Source organism: Streptomyces sp. NPDC036764 (assembly GCF_055609385.1).
This window is the reverse complement of the sequence record NZ_JBVJPT010000001.1, coordinates 1,923,666-1,937,863: the sequence shown is the minus strand read 5'-3', so window position 1 is coordinate 1,937,863 and position 14,198 is coordinate 1,923,666. Positions and strand designations below refer to the sequence as shown.

Annotated in this window: 11 protein-coding genes; 5 read left to right on the top strand and 6 right to left on the bottom strand. The window is 73.0% G+C overall.

Annotated elements, in window-relative coordinates; translation table 11 throughout:
• Positions 1–4 precede the first annotated feature (4 nt).
• Positions 5–607: a dTDP-4-dehydrorhamnose 3,5-epimerase gene (gene rfbC / locus ACZ69Q_RS07710; RefSeq protein ID WP_471038031.1), complete on the top strand. Its 603-nt coding sequence runs from the start codon at positions 5–7 to the stop codon at positions 605–607.
• 150 nt (positions 608–757) lie between these two features.
• On the opposite strand, the gene ACZ69Q_RS07705 is transcribed toward rfbC, so the two are convergent.
• From ACZ69Q_RS07705 to ACZ69Q_RS07685, 5 genes are all read right to left on the bottom strand, one after another.
• Positions 758–1,561 carry a class I SAM-dependent methyltransferase gene (locus tag ACZ69Q_RS07705; protein ID WP_471038026.1) on the bottom strand — a complete coding sequence of 268 codons (804 nt, stop codon included), beginning with the start codon at positions 1,559–1,561 and terminating at the stop codon, positions 758–760.
• Positions 1,548–2,429 carry a dTDP-4-dehydrorhamnose reductase gene (gene rfbD / locus ACZ69Q_RS07700; RefSeq protein ID WP_471038021.1) on the bottom strand — a complete coding sequence of 294 codons (882 nt, stop codon included), beginning with the start codon at positions 2,427–2,429 and terminating at the stop codon, positions 1,548–1,550. The genes ACZ69Q_RS07705 and rfbD overlap by 14 nt, the downstream gene beginning before the upstream one ends.
• Positions 2,426–3,415, bottom strand: a complete 990-nt coding sequence (gene rfbB / locus ACZ69Q_RS07695; protein WP_471038017.1) for a dTDP-glucose 4,6-dehydratase — start codon at positions 3,413–3,415, stop codon at positions 2,426–2,428. The genes rfbD and rfbB overlap by 4 nt, the downstream gene beginning before the upstream one ends.
• Positions 3,412–4,479, bottom strand: coding sequence for a glucose-1-phosphate thymidylyltransferase (locus ACZ69Q_RS07690; protein WP_471038014.1), 1,068 nt, complete (start codon positions 4,477–4,479; stop codon positions 3,412–3,414). Before ACZ69Q_RS07690 ends, rfbB begins: the two co-directional genes overlap by 4 nt.
• Before the next feature lie 94 nt (positions 4,480–4,573).
• Positions 4,574–7,027, bottom strand: a complete 2,454-nt coding sequence (locus ACZ69Q_RS07685; protein ID WP_471038009.1) for a SpoIIE family protein phosphatase — start codon at positions 7,025–7,027, stop codon at positions 4,574–4,576.
• 177 nt (positions 7,028–7,204) lie between these two features.
• On the opposite strand from ACZ69Q_RS07685, the gene lanKC reads away from it, so the two are divergent.
• The 4 genes from lanKC (at position 7,205) to ACZ69Q_RS07665 (ending at position 13,590) form a co-directional block, all read left to right on the top strand.
• Positions 7,205–9,844 carry a class III lanthionine synthetase LanKC gene (lanKC, locus tag ACZ69Q_RS07680; protein WP_471038003.1) on the top strand — a complete coding sequence of 880 codons (2,640 nt, stop codon included), beginning with the start codon at positions 7,205–7,207 and terminating at the stop codon, positions 9,842–9,844.
• 43 nt (positions 9,845–9,887) lie between these two features.
• Complete coding sequence (locus ACZ69Q_RS07675; protein WP_062720510.1) at positions 9,888–9,998, top strand: SapB/AmfS family lanthipeptide; 111 nt, start codon at positions 9,888–9,890, stop codon at positions 9,996–9,998.
• A 95-nt stretch (positions 9,999–10,093) separates the two neighbouring features.
• Positions 10,094–11,827: an ABC transporter ATP-binding protein gene (locus ACZ69Q_RS07670; protein ID WP_471037995.1), complete on the top strand. Its 1,734-nt coding sequence runs from the start codon at positions 10,094–10,096 to the stop codon at positions 11,825–11,827.
• On the top strand, positions 11,824–13,590 hold the full coding sequence (locus tag ACZ69Q_RS07665) for an ATP-binding cassette domain-containing protein (RefSeq protein WP_471037990.1): 1,767 nt from the start codon (positions 11,824–11,826) through the stop codon (positions 13,588–13,590). The genes ACZ69Q_RS07670 and ACZ69Q_RS07665 overlap by 4 nt, the downstream gene beginning before the upstream one ends.
• On the opposite strand, the gene ACZ69Q_RS07660 is transcribed toward ACZ69Q_RS07665, so the two are convergent.
• Positions 13,567–14,175 carry a LuxR C-terminal-related transcriptional regulator gene (locus ACZ69Q_RS07660; RefSeq protein ID WP_471037987.1) on the bottom strand — a complete coding sequence of 203 codons (609 nt, stop codon included), beginning with the start codon at positions 14,173–14,175 and terminating at the stop codon, positions 13,567–13,569. The two genes, ACZ69Q_RS07665 and ACZ69Q_RS07660, sit on opposite strands and share 24 nt — an antisense overlap.
• Positions 14,176–14,198: the final 23 nt, after the last annotated feature.

Below are 14,198 nucleotides of genomic sequence, written 5' to 3'. Positions count from 1 at the left end.
CGACATGCGCTCGCTCGGCATCGAAGGTGCGTGGGCGCTGGAGCCCAAGGTCTTCCCGGACGACCGGGGCAGCTTCCACGAGTGGTACCGGGGCGCGGAGTTCCGCGAGGCCACCGGCTACGACCTCTCGCTGGCCCAGGCCAACTGCTCGGTCTCCCGCTGGGGCGTCCTGCGCGGCGTGCACTTCTCCGACGTGCCGCCCGGACAGGCCAAGTACGTGACCTGTCTGCGCGGCGCCGTCCTGGACGTGGTGGTCGACATCCGCGTCGGCTCACCCACCTTCGGCCGCTGGGAGGCCCTGCGCCTCGACGACGACAACCACCACGCCCTGTTCCTCGCGGAGGGACTGGGGCACGCCTTCACGGCCCTCACCGACGAGGCGACGGTGGTCTACCTGTGCTCGACCGGCTACGCCCCCGAGCGCGAGCACGGCGTGGACCCGCTCGACCCCGAGCTGGGCATCGCCTGGCCTGAGCACATCCCGCCGGTCCTGTCCCCGAAGGACGCCCAGGCACCGTCGCTGGCACAGGCACGCGAAAGCGGACTGCTCCCGTCCTACGCAACCTGCACGGCCCACTACGAACAACTACGAAACGGCCCGGCCTGACACCGAAGGCCGGCAACTCCCCCGAAAGGGCACGGTCCCGCCTCACCCCGAAGGCCGGCAACGCCCCAAAGGGGCGCGGGGAACTGCGCGACAAGCCCCGACGAACCCGCAGACACATCACGACAGCACCCGGCACCAGGCACCCCCGGTTCAACCGCCGGAGGCAACCCGCTCGACAGCCGTACGCAGCGGCTCCCACCCCCGCGACCGCCCCACACCCAGCCGGCGTGCCCGAGCCAACGGCCGCCAGAAACTAGCCCCGAGCAGCGCCTCGGGCGCCACCGCCCCGCCCCGGTCCAGGATCGTCTCGGGCACCTTCTGCGGATCGGGCACGTCGTACTCGGCGACGATCTCGTCGTATCGGTCGCGCAGCACCGTGTTGCGGCGGTCGGCCCCGAACACGACGAGCTGACCGGTGGGCTGCGTGTCGACGAGCACCGTCACCAGATCGGGTCGATGACGCCCGAGGATCTCGGCGAGCTTGTACACATCACCGGTCCACGCGCCCGTGTGCCGGTCGCGGGCCGCCTCGTCGACGTTGCGCGGCAGCATGTCGTCGAAGACGATCACACTCGTCCAGTCCGAGTGCCGCTCGATGTTCATGAAGTCCCGCAGCGCGTACTCGAACAGGTGCATCCCGTCGATGAAGGACAGGTCGAGGACGGTACGCCGCCAGTACGCGAACGGACCGCGGCCCCGGCGCAGGTTCCGCAGCGGATGACGGCCGCCCTTGAGGTGGATGAGCGGTTTGTCGCGGGCGAAGAAGTCGTCGCTGGTGGCCTTGACGAGGTGGACGTCGCAGCGGATCTCCGTGACGACCTTGAAGGCGGGGTCGACGGCGATGGTGGGGACGCGAGAGAGCCGGAGACTGCGGCCGTCGTTGACACCGATCTCCAGGTAGTTGCGGTTGCCGCTGACCTTGTGCAGTTCCTTCAGGAACTCATGGCGTTTCACGAAGGGTCTCCTTGCGGATCCGGGGCAGTGCTTCGTGCAGGGCGGTGCGCCAGTCGCGCGCCGGTGCGAGGCCGAGCCGCCGGCGGCGGCCGTGCGCGAGGACGCTGTACGCGGGGCGGGGCGCGGGCCGGGGAAAGGCCGCGCTGGTGACGGGGCGTACCCGGTCGGGGTCGGCGTCCAGGAGCCGGAACACCTCGCGGGCCAGGTCGTACCAGGTCGCCTCGCCGGAGTTGGTGGCGTGCAGGACGCCGGTGGCGTCGGGGCCGACGCGCGGGCCGAGGTCGGCGAGGAAGGCGGCGACGTCGGCGCTCCAAGTGGGCTGGCCCCGCTGGTCGTCGACGACGTCGACGGTGTCCAAGCGGGCTTCCAGCTCGATCATCGTGCGGACGAAGCTGCGGCCGTGGACGCCGTACAGCCAGGCCGTTCGCACCACCGCGCTCGCGTCCGGGAGTTCGTCGGCCACGCCCTGCTCACCGGCCAGTTTCGTGCGGCCGTAGGCGGTGCGGGGGGCAGGGGGCTCGTGCTCCGGGTAGGGGGTGCGGGCGTCCCCGGCGAAGACGTAGTCGGTGGAGATGTGGATCAGGCGGGCCCCGTGGGCGGCGCAGGCCCTGGCGAGGAGGCGTGGGCCGTCGCCGTTGACGCGCAGGGCGCCTGCCTCGTCCTGTTCGGCGTCGTCGACGGCCGTGTAGGCGGCGCAGTTGACCAGGAGGTCGGGGTGGTGGGCGGTGAAGGCGCGCTCGATGGATTCGGGGGCGGTGATGTCGAGGGCGGCGTGGTCGAGGGCGGTGACCTGCTCGCCGCGGGCGCGGAGTTCGCCGACCAGGTCGTGGCCGAGCATGCCGCGCGCGCCGGTGACCAGCCACCTCATCCGTGCTCCTCACCTGCGCGCCGTTTGAGGGGCTCCCACCAGGAGCGGTGCTCGCGGTACCAGGCGACGGTGGCGGCGAGGCCGGAGGCGAAGTCGTGGCGGGGCCGGTAGCCGAGTTCGGTGCGGGCCTTGGTCCAGTCGACGGAGTAGCGCAGGTCGTGGCCCTTGCGGTCCTCGACGTGCCGCACCTGGTCCCAGTCCGCGCCGCAGGCTTCCAGGAGCAGGGCAGTGAGGTCCTTGTTGCTCAGTTCGGTGCCGCCGCCGATGTTGTAGATCTCGCCGGGGCGGCCCTTGGTGCGGACGAGTTCGACGCCTTGGCAGTGGTCGTCGACGTGCAGCCAGTCGCGGACGTTGAGGCCCTCGCCGTACAGGGGGACCCGCTCGCCGTCGAGGAGGTTGGTGATGAACAGCGGGACGACCTTCTCGGGGAACTGGTGCGGGCCGTAGTTGTTGGAGCAGCGGGTGACGCGCACGTCGAGGCCGTGGGTGCGGTGGTAGGCGAGGGCTAGCAGGTCGGAGGAGGCCTTGGAGGCGGAGTACGGCGAGCTGGGCCGCAGGAGGTCCTCCTCGATGGACGAGCCGGTCTCGACGGATCCGTAGACCTCGTCGGTCGAGACGTGCACGAAGGGTTCGACGCGGTAGCGCAGGGCCGCGTCCAGCAGGGTCTGGGTGCCGACGACGTTGGTGAGGACGAAGTCGCCGGCGCCCTCGATCGAACGGTCGACGTGGGACTCGGCGGCGAAGTGCGCCACGTGGTCGGCGTCGGCCATCAGCTTGTCGACGAGCTCGGCGTCCCGGATGTCCCCTTGCACGAACTCCAGTCGGGGGTGGTCGAGTTCGAGGTTGTCGAGGGTGCCGGCGTAGGTGAGCTTGTCCAGCACGGTGATCCGTGGCGCGTCGGGTGCGTCCGGTGCGTCGCGGGCGAGCAGGTTGCGGACGTAGGTCGAGCCGATGAAGCCGGCGGCGCCGGTGACGAGAAGGTTCATGTGTGGATCTGCACCTTGCTGTGGTCGCCGAGGACGAGGTGGTGGGCGCTGGGGACGCTGGGCGCGGGGGTGACCTCGGCGTGCCGGCCGATGAGCGAGGACTCGATCCGGCCCACTCCGTGGATCGTGGACTCGCGCAGCACGATGGAGAACTCCAGTTCGCTGTCGATGACGCGGCAGTTCTCAGCGACGGAGGTGAAGGGGCCGACGTAGGAGTTCTCGACGACGGTGCCGGCGCCGACGACGGCGGGTCCGACGATGCGCGAGTTGACGATGCGTGCGCCCTCCTCGACGACGACGCGCCCGACGGCCTCCGACGCCTCGTCGACCTCGCCGTCGATGCGGCGGCTGAGGCTTTCCAGGACGGTCCGGTTGACCTCCAGCATGTCGGCGACGTTCCCGGTGTCCTTCCAGTAGCCCTGGATGACCGTGCAGCGCACGTCGGCGCGGGAGTCGATCAGGTGCTGGATGGCGTGGGTGATCTCCAGTTCGCCGCGCCAGGACGGGGTGATGGAGCGGACCGCGTCGTGGATGACCGGGGTGAACAGATAGACGCCGACCAGCGCGAGGTCGCTCTTGGGGTGTTCCGGTTTCTCCTCCAGGCCGACGACCTGCCCCGCGTCGTCGAGTTCGGCGACGCCGAAGGAGCGCGGGTCCTGCACCCGGGTCAGCAGGATCTGGGCGTCGGGGCGGTTGCCGCGGAACTCCTCGACGAGGTCGGCGATGCCACCGACGATGAAGTTGTCGCCGAGGTACATGACGAAGTCGTCGTCGCCCAGGTAGTCCCGGGCGATGATCACGGCGTGCGCGAGTCCCAGCGGGCGTTCCTGGGGGATGTAGGTGATCTCGAGGCCGAATTTGGATCCGTCGCCCACGGCGTCCTGGATCTCCGCGGCGGTGTCACCGACGATCACACCGACGTCGGTGATCCCGGCCGCTGCGATCGATTCGAGCCCGTAGAAGAGCACGGGTTTGTTTGCCACCGGCACGAGCTGTTTGGCCGAAGTGTGCGTGATCGGCCTCAAGCGCGTACCGGCACCGCCGGACAGCACAAGAGCCTTCATCTGGTTCACCTTAGCCGCGATTCGGCCATTTTGACGGTGCCAGTTGGCCTGTGCGTCACCGTGGAGTCGTCCGGTATTCACCGGAATCCGAGATTCAGTCGCTCGTCGCGATCTCGCTCCACACCTGTTTTCCGCCACTGACCGGCACCGTTCCCCATGCCGCCGACATGGCCTCGACCAGGAGGATTCCACGCCCGCCGGTCGCCTCCCAGCTCAGGCTGGTGGGCTTGACGGGGCTGCGGGCCGAGGCGTCGGCGACCGCGACGCGCATCCTGTGGTTCACGAGCGTCAGATCCAGGCGGACACGGCCGTCCGTGTGCACGAGGGCGTTGGTGACGAGTTCGGACACGACGAGCAGCACGGTGTCCGCGTCCCGCTGCGGCACACCCCAGGCCCGCAGGGTGCGACGGGTGAAGCGGCGGGCGTGCCCGACGGCCTCCGGGACGCGCCAGACGGTCCAGCTCTCGCGCAGGGGCCGTACGGCCATGCCGTCGTAGCGCAGCAGGAGCAGGGCGATGTCGTCGTTGCGGCGGGCGCCGACGAGCAGGGCGTCGGCGACGAGGCCGAGGTGGGCGGGGTCGGAGCGGGCGAGCTCACGGGCGAGCCGGTCCATGCCGGTGTCGATGTCCTCCTCGGCGGACTCGACGAGGCCGTCGGTGGTCAGGGCCACGATGGTGCCGGGGGCCAGCCGCAGCGGGCTCATGGGGAAGGCGGCCTGGCGCAGCACGCCGAGCGGGGGGCCGCCCTCCGCCTCGGCGATCTCGGTCGCGCCGTCCGGCCGGCGCAGGACCGGCGGGAGGTGTCCGGCGCGCACGCACCAGCCGGAGCCCTCTTCCAGGTCGACGTCGACGTAGCAGCAGGTGGCGAAGAGGTCGGTCTCCATGTCCATCAGGAGGCGGTTGGCGTGGTGCACGACGACGTCCGGGGGGTGTCCTTCGGCGGCGTAGGCGCGCAGCGCGGTGCGCATCTGGCCCATGAGGGTGGCGGCGGCCGCGCTGTGGCCCTGGACGTCGCCGATGACGAGGGCGACGTGGTTGTCGGGCAGCGGGATCACGTCGTACCAGTCGCCGCCGACCTCCAGTCCGGCCGTGGTGGGCAGATAGCGGGCGACGGCCTCCGCGCCGGGCAGCCGGGGCAGCCGGCGCGGCAGGAGCTGGCGCTGGAGCATGCCGACGAGCTCGTGCTCGGCGTCGAAGGCGCGGGCACGCATCAGGGCCTGCCCGGCGAGGCCCGCGGAGGCGGTGAGCAGGGCGCGCTCGTCGGGGCCGAACTCGTGCGGGGTGTCCCAGCCGATGAGGCAGGCGCCGGCCACCCGGCCCCCGGCGGGCAGCGGCAGGACGGCCAGCCCGCCGGGGCCGACGTCGGCGAGGGCGGGTTCCAGCGGGGTGCCGGCCGGCCAGATCCGGGCGCGGCCCTCGCGCAGTGCGGCTGCGAGGGTGGGCATGGCGCGCACGGGCGCGTCCGGCCATTCGGTACGCCATTCGAGGCGCCACAACTCCGGCCAGGACTCGGGTTCGGGCGGGTCGAGGACGGTCACGACGAGCCGGTCGTGCTCCAGCTCGGCGAGCGCGATGCGGTCGGCGTGCAGCGGCTTGCGCAGGGCGGTGACGACGGCGTGGCTGACGTCGCGGACGGTGCCGGCGGTGGCGAGGGCGGCGGCGAGGCGCTGGACGCGGGTCACGTCGGTGACCTCGGGGCGCAGGGTCGAGGTGTCGGTGACGGTGCCGACGAGGCGGGCCGGCCGGCCCTCGCCGCCGGGCAGCAGCCGGCCTCGCAGCCTGAGCCACTTCGGCGGGCCGGCGGGCTGGAGGACCCGGAACTCCAGCTCGCGGTCGCCGATGGACATGTGGTCGGCCTCGACGACCGACATCAGCGACGGCAGGTCCTCGGGGACGGTCAGGCCCAGCAGGGTCTCGACCCTGCCGTCGAACTGCTGCGGTCCGATGCCGAACAGCCCGAGGAGACCTTCGCCGACGTCGACGCGGCCGGTGTCCATGGCGAGGCTGAACGCGTTGACCGGCAGCTCGCCCCCTTCGGCGGCCGCGGCCGGGGCGGGATAGGCGACGGCCTCGGCGATCAGCTCCAGGCACACGCGGTCCTCGGCGTCGAAGCCACCGGGCCGCTCGCTCACGGCCAGCAGGCAGCCGTCGCGGCCGCCTTCGGCGGGCAGGACGGCCAGGGAGAAGTCCTGCGACGACGTCCGCCGGGATTCCGCGCGGCCGGCGAGCTGCTCCGGGCCGAGCCACAGGGCGTGGCCGGTGCGCAGGGCGTCCGCGAGCGGGGAGCGCCCGGTCGGGGTGTAGCCGTCGCGCAGGCCGTACAGGGTGCGGGGCACGCCGGCGGACTCGACGAGGCAGAGGAGCTCGCCGTCCTCACTCGGTGTGTACACGGCGGCGAAGGTCGCTCCGGCGAAGACGAGCGCCTGCTCCAGGACCCGCCGCAGCCGCTCGGGCGAGTCCGGATCGACGGAAAGCGCCTTCAGGGCCCCCTCGGCGCGCAGACTTCTCGTCCTGCGCCCCGCGGTGCCCTCACTGACCACGTCCGCCATTACAGCGCTTATGGGCCACCTGCGCAGCCCCTGTGAGCATTCCGTGCAGCAGGCGCTCGAAAGGACCCGAACATGTCTTTACGCATGCGTTCCGCACGGTGATCTCGTGACAGGAGTGACTGTCCGTGGCCGCCGGCCCGCTGGAAGGCTCGGTGCCGGGCCTGCGGAGGGGGGCGTATGGACAAGCGCTACGAGGTGTACGCGCTGGCGGACAGGCACTTCTACGAGACGCCGGACCGGCTGTCCGCCGACGGCCGGGGGACCGCGCCGCTGTACGAGACGGCGCGGCGCGAGGCGCCCGAGGGCTGGAAGGCCGCGCGGATCGGCGACTGGCTGACCCTGGCGCCGCTCGGCCCGGACGGCACGCCGTTGCCGGACCGCGCCCAGGGCTGGAAGATCCATGTCTCGGCGACCCTCGCGAACGCCGAGCGGATCGCACGGATCGTCTGGGACTACTGCGTGCCGCGGCGCATCGCCTTCAAGTTCGTGCCGGGCCCGCACCTGCTGCACCTGCGCAACGCCAAGTACGCGGGGCGGGACTCCAGCGGCAAGTTCGTCACCGTCTATCCGGCCGACGACGAGCAGCTCCACACGGTGCTGCGCGAGCTGGGCAAGCTGCTGGAGGGTTTCGAGGGGCCGTACGTCCTGACCGATCTGCGCTGGGGCGAGGGTCCGCTGTACGTCCGGTACGGCGCCTTCGCGCGGCTGTTCGTCGTCGACGAGCGCGGTTCGCTGGTGCCGGCGGTGCGGGACGGCGAGGGGCTGCTGGTGCCGGACCGGCGGGCGCCGTCCTTCCAGGTGCCCCAGTGGGTGACGCTGCCGCCGTTCCTGGCCCCGCATCTGGCGGCCCGCAACACCACGACGGTGGGCGAGCTGCCGTACCGCATCGAGAAGGCGCTGCACTTCTCCAACGGCGGCGGGGTGTACGCGGGCACCGACACGCGCGACGGACGCAAGGTCGTACTGAAGGAGGGCCGGCCGCACGCGGGGCTCGCCGCGGACGGGGCGGACGCGGTGGCCCGGCTGGAGCGGGAGAAGTACGCGCTGGAGCAACTGGCGGGCACCGGGGTGGTGCCCGAGGTGCGGGACTGGTTCCTGTTCGGCGACCACCGCTTCCTGGTCATGGACTTCGTGCCGGGGCGCCCCCTGAACTCGTTCTTCGCCGAACGCCACCCGCTGATCGGCCCGGAGCAGGACCCGCGTGCCGTGGCCGGCTACACGGCCTGGGCGCTGCGGATCCACGGAGCCGTCGAGCGGGCCGTGGCGGCGGTGCACGAGCGGGGGATCGTCTTCAACGACCTGCACGTCTTCAACATCATGGTCGCCCCGGACGAGGAGTCGGTGTCCCTGCTGGACTTCGAGGCGGCGGCGCCGGCCGGTGAGAACGGCCGCCAGGTCGTCGCCCACCCCGGCTTCCTGGCGCCGCCGGACCGCAGGGGCGCGGACGTCGACCGCTATGCGCTGGCCTGTCTGCGGCTGGCGATGTTCCTGCCCGTCACCACGCTGTTCGTCGTGGACCGCGGCAAGGCGGCACACCTGGCGGAGGTGATCGCGGGCCAGTTCCCGGACGTGCCGCGGCAGTTCCTGGACGAGGCGGTCGCCGAGATCACCCGGGACGTGCCCGGCTCAGGACGGGCCGCACCGTCCTCCTCCCGCTCGGTCCCGGCGTCGTTCGTGGAGCCCGGCGACTGGCCCTACAGCCGGGACTCGATGGTCAAGGCGCTGCTCGCCTCCGCCACCCCGGAGCGCGAGGACCGGCTCTTTCCCGGCGACATCGGCCAGTTCTCCGACGGCGGCGGACTGGGCCTGGCCCATGGCGCGGCCGGGGTGCTGTACGCCCTGGCCGCGAGCGGCGCCGAGCGCTACGACGAGGGCGAGCGCTGGCTGCTGGACCGCACGGACCCGCCCCCGGCCGGCACTCCGCTGGGCCTGTACGACGGCCTCGCGGGCGTGGCCCACGTCCTCGACCTGCTCGGCCACCGGCAGCGGGCCCTGGACCTGGTCGACACCGTCCTGCGCGAGCGGTGGCAGCGGCTCTCCTCCGACCTGCGCGGCGGGCTGGCCGGGCTGGGCCTGGTCCTCGACGAACTGGCGGACGCCACCGGCGAGCCGGAGCTGCGCAAGCGGGCCGAGGAGGCCGCGGACATCCTCGTACGGCGCCTGACCGAACCGGCCCCGGACGGGCAACGGCCCCGCGCCGGACTGCTGCGGGGAGCGAGCGGACCCGCGCTGTTCCTGCTGCGGCGGTACGAGCGGACCGGTGACCGCAAACTGCTGGACGCGGCCGGCGAGGCACTGCGCCGGGACCTGGCGTGCTGCGTCGAGCAGAAGGGCGGCTCGCTGGAGGTCGACGAGGGCTGGCGGACCATGCCGTACCTGGGCGACGGCAGCGTGGGCGTGGGCATGGTCCTCGACGACTACCTCGCCCACGCCGACGGCGACACCGGCGCGTTCGAGCGGGCCCGCGCCGGCATCCTCACCGCCGCCACGTCCCGCTTCTACGCACAGCCCGGCCTGTTCCAGGGACGTGCCGGGATGATCCTCCACCTCAGCCGCACGACCACGCCGGGCACAGATGCCGACGGGCTCGCCGCCCAGATCGCCGGGCTCGGCTGGTACGCGATGTCCTACCAGGGCCAACTGGCCTTTCCCGGGCACCAGATGATGCGGCTGTCCATGGACCTGGGCACCGGAACGGCGGGCTGTCTGCTCGCCCTCCGTGCGGCCCTCGGCACCGACGAGGCGGGTGCGGCTCCGGCCCACCTGCCCTTCCTCCCGCCGCCACCGCGGCGACCGGAACGCGGCTCCGCGAACTGACGGAGTCGTGACACAACCCGTCCCCACGAGAAGGAGACACGAAATGGCACTGCTCGACCTGCAGACGATGGAGACCGAGGAGCACACCGGCGGCGGCAGCGTGGCCAGCCTTCTGCTGTGCGCCAGCCAGGCCAGCATCACCCTCTGTCTCTGACACATCGCGCGGCCACGGCTCCGGGCGGTCTCCCCTCCATCGCGGAGGGGCCGCCCGGGGCCCCTTTCCGGACCGAGGAGCGAGGCCGGAGCCGTATGACGACCCCTGCCGATGACCAGTTCCGGGCGCCGGCGCGCTCGGTCACCCGGCACAGCGGGGCCCGTACCGTGGCGCTGTGCCTGGTGAGCACCGCAGCGACGGGGGCCGGGCTGCTGTTGCCCGCGGCACTCGGCCGCACCCTGGACCTCCTGCTGGCGGGCGCCCCGGCGACGGGCTGGGTGCTGTGCTGCACCGCGCTCGTCCTGTCCCTAACCCTGTTCGACGCGGTCCAGAGCGTTCTCGTCGGCACCGTCGACGCCCGCACCACGGCCTGGCTCCGACGCCGGCTGACCGGGCACATTCTGGCCACCGGCCCGCGGGCTGTCAGCCGCTTCGGGGCGGGCGACCTCGTGGCGCGGCTCGTCGGCACCGCCGCGCAGGCGGGCACCGCGCCGGCCGCGCGTGCCGTGCTGCTCGCCGCGCTCGCCGCACCGGTCGGGGGCATCCTCGCCCTCGCCCTCATCAACCTGTGGCTCGCCGCCGCGTTCCTCGCCGGGGCCCCGGTGCTGGCCCTGCTGCTGCGTGCCTTCGCCCGTGACACCTCCCGTTGCGTGACGGACTACCAGCGGGAACAGGGCCGGATCGCGGCCGCGCTCGCCGAGGCCGTCGACGGTCACCGCACCATCGCGGCGGCGGGTACGGCGGACCGCGAGTCGGCACGCATCCTCGGTCCGCTGCCCGAACTCTCCCGCGCGGGGCACCGCATGTGGCAGGTCCAGGGCCGGGCCGCCGCGCAGGCGGTCACCGTGGCCCCGCTGCTGCAACTCGGTGTGATCGCCGTCGCCGGTGTGCTGCTGGCCCGCCACCGGCTGTCCGTCGGCGAGGTGCTCGCCGCCTCCCGTTACGCGGTCCTGGCGACGGGCGTCGGCATGCTGGTCGCGCAGCTCGCGGGCGTGGCCCGGGCCCGGGCTGCGGCCGCACGCCTCGACGAGGTGCTCGCCGAGCCCGCCCCCGCCTATGGCGAGCGCCGGCTGCCTCCCGGCCCAGGCCGACTGGAACTGCGCGCAGTGAGCGCCCGGCGCGGCGGACGCACCGTGCTGGACGGCGTCGACCTCGTCGTGCCCGGCGGGACCACGCTCGCCGTGGTGGGCCGCTCCGGCACGGGCAAGTCGGTGCTCGCCGCCCTCGCCGGACGGCTCGCCGACCCGGACGACGGCGAGGTCCTGCTCGACGGGGTGCCCCTGAGCGAGCTGACCCACGACGATCTGCGTCACGCCGTCGCCTACGCCTTCGAACGCCCCGTCCTGCTGGGCGACACCGTCGAGGACACGATCGGCTTCGCCCTGACCGCCCCCTCCCCCAACCGCATCCGGCAGGCCGCCCGCACCGCCCACGCCGACGACTTCGTCGGCCGCCTGCCGCAGGGATACGCCACCGTCCTGGCCGACGCCCCCCGCTCGGGCGGTGAGTCCCAACGCCTCGGTCTCGCCCGGGCGTTCGCCCACGGCGGCCGCCTGCTGATCCTCGACGACGCGCTGTCGAGCCTGGACACGGTGACCGAGGCCCGCATCACCGAGGCCCTGTCCGGCGACGGTTCGTCCGCCACCCGCCTCCTGATCGCCCACCGGGCGGCCACGGCGGCCCGGGCCGACGCGGTGGCATGGCTGGACGACGGTCGGGTGCGGGCGGTGGGCCGGCACGAGGAACTGTGGAGCATCCCGGCGTACCGGCAGACCCTCACCGGAGCCCCGACCGACCCCACCCCACCCACCGCCAAGACACACCCATGACCGGCCCCCTCCCCTCACAAGGGCTGCGGTTCCTGCGGGACCGGTGGCGAGTTGTCGTACGGCTCGGTCTGTGGTCGGTGCTGGAGACGGGGCAGAGCTTCCTGATCGGGTACGCCCCGGCACGCGCGCTGGACGACGGGTTCCTGTCGGGGCGCACGGGGCCCGGACTCGCGTGGCTCGGTGTCGCCGGGCTCGGGGTCGTGGTCGGCGCCTTCGGCACGGCTCGGGTGTACGCGGCCGTCGCGGCGCTGGTCGAACCGCTCAGGGACCTGCTCGTGCGGCGGGTCGTGGCACGCGGGGTGCGTGAGGCGGACCGCGGGGCGCTGTCCGGGCTCACCCAGCAGGTGGAGATCGCGCGGGACACCTTCGCGGGGCTGGTGATGGTCTCGCGGTCGTTCGTTTTCACCGCCGTCGGCGCGTTCGCGGGCCTGTTCTCGCTCGCCCCGCTGCTGCTGCTCGTCGTCCTGCCTCCGCTGGCGGCGGGGGTCGGCCTGTTCGCGGCGACGCTGCGGCCGCTGGCCCGCCGGCAGGAGGCGTTCCTCGCGGCCGACGAGGCTCTGGCCGACCGGCTCGGTGCCGTCTGCCCGGGGCTGCGGGACATCACGGCGTCCGGCGCCGAGGAGCGGACCGCCGCCGATGTGGGGCATCTTGTGGACGCCGAGCAGCGGGCCGCCCGTTCCCTGGCCCGCTTCGGCGTCGTACGCGTGGCCGCCCTCGCCGTCGGCGGACAACTCCCGATCGTGCTGCTGCTCGCCACGGCCCCCTGGCTCCTCCGGCACGGCGTCACCACCGGCGCCCTGGTCGGCGCCCTCTCGTACGTCACCCAGTCCCTCCTGCCCGCCCTGCACAACCTCCTCCACGGCCTCGGCACGAGCGGCTCCCGCCTGGCGGTGGTGCTACGACGGCTGGCGCCGGAGGGTGAGAGGGGTGCCCCGGGACACGAGACCATCACCGCCGAGTCCCGCACGCCGGCCACGCAGCACGCCCCCGCCCTGACCTCCGTCCCCGCCACGCAGCACGCCCCCGCCCTGGCCCTGGCCTCCGTGACCTTCGCCTACAGCGCCACCGCCGTCCCCGTCGTCGAGAACCTCGACCTCACCCTCCCCTCCGGTTCCCACCTGGCCGTCGTCGGGCCCAGTGGGGTCGGGAAGTCCACGCTCGCGGCGCTGGTGGCGGGGCTGGTGGAGCCGCTGGGCGGGAGTGTGCGGGTGGGCGGGGAGGGCGTGGCGGGGCCGGAGGCGGTCGCGCGCCGGGTGCTGATTCCGCAGGAGGCGTACGTGTTCACCGGCACCCTCGCCGAGAACCTCGCCCATCTGCGGCCGGACCCCGTCCCCGAGGCGGAGATCCTCACGGCCGCCGAGGCGGTCGGACTCGTACCGCTGCTCGAGGCGCTGGGCGGGCCGAAGGGCCAGGTCGATCCGGCGGCGCTGTCCGCAGGCGAGCGGCAGTTGATAGCACTGACCCGGGCCTACTTGTCGCACGCCCCGCTGGCACTGCTCGACGAGGCGACCTGCCACCTGGATCCGGGGGCGGAGGAACGCGCGGAACGTGCCTTCGCAGCCCGCCCCGGCGGCACCCTGGTCGTCGTCGCCCACCGCATCACCTCGGCCCGGCGCGCCGACCGGGTCCTGATGATGGACGGCCGCGAAACGGTGTACGGAACGCACGACGAGCTCGTCCGGTGCTCGGCGCGCTACCGCGAACTCGTCGGCGCCTGGACCCCCGTACCGCACGGGCGCTCAGAGCCACCCCTCGCCCTGTGAGATCCGGATGGCGTCGACGCGGTTGCGGGCTCCGGTCTTGCGGGTGATGGCCGCCATGTAGTTGCGCACGGTCCCGTTGGACAGGTGCAGGCTTCCCGCGATCTCCGCGACGGACGCGCCTTCCGCCGCGAGGGATAACACGCTGAGCTCCCGCCGGGTCAGCGGCATCTGCGCGGCCTTGAGGAAGCCGAAGCCCAGGGAGTCGTCGACGAAACGTTCCCCCTGGGCCACGTGCCGTATCGCGCGCACCAGACTGTCCGGCGAGCCCTCCTTGTCGACGTAACCGAGCGCTCCCGCCTCAAGGGCCCGCCGAAGCAGCCCCGGCCGCTTCGCACTGGCCAATACCAGTAGGTGCGGCGGCGTACGGCCCGCTTCCCGGAGCCGCAGTTCACCGATCGGCGGGATGCCGTCCGCGTCCGAGTACTCCAGGTCCGCCGCGCACACATCCGGGCGCACCGATCGCACACGTGCCGCCGCGCCGCGCCAGGAGGTGTCGTAGACCCCCAGGTCAGGGTCTCTGCGTAACCACTCCGCCAACACCGACCGCACGAGACACTCGTCGTGCACCACCAGGACACGGATCACTACTGCCCCTCCAGCTCGCCGTT

Excerpts from the sequence above, each read along its gene's own strand:
- ACZ69Q_RS07670 (WP_471037995.1), top strand. The coding sequence starts at position 10,094 with ATGACGACCCCTGCCGATGACCAGTTCCGGGCGCCGGCGCGCTCGGTC.
- rfbD (WP_471038021.1), bottom strand. The coding sequence starts at position 2,429 with ATGAGGTGGCTGGTCACCGGCGCGCGCGGCATGCTCGGCCACGACCTG.
- ACZ69Q_RS07690 (WP_471038014.1), bottom strand. The coding sequence starts at position 4,479 with ATGAAGGCTCTTGTGCTGTCCGGCGGTGCCGGTACGCGCTTGAGGCCG.
- ACZ69Q_RS07685 (WP_471038009.1), bottom strand. The coding sequence starts at position 7,027 with ATGGCGGACGTGGTCAGTGAGGGCACCGCGGGGCGCAGGACGAGAAGT.
- lanKC (WP_471038003.1), top strand. The coding sequence starts at position 7,205 with ATGGACAAGCGCTACGAGGTGTACGCGCTGGCGGACAGGCACTTCTAC.
- rfbC (WP_471038031.1), top strand. The coding sequence starts at position 5 with ATGCGCTCGCTCGGCATCGAAGGTGCGTGGGCGCTGGAGCCCAAGGTC.
- rfbB (WP_471038017.1), bottom strand. The coding sequence starts at position 3,415 with ATGAACCTTCTCGTCACCGGCGCCGCCGGCTTCATCGGCTCGACCTAC.
- ACZ69Q_RS07665 (WP_471037990.1), top strand. The coding sequence starts at position 11,824 with ATGACCGGCCCCCTCCCCTCACAAGGGCTGCGGTTCCTGCGGGACCGG.
- ACZ69Q_RS07675 (WP_062720510.1), top strand. The coding sequence starts at position 9,888 with ATGGCACTGCTCGACCTGCAGACGATGGAGACCGAGGAGCACACCGGC.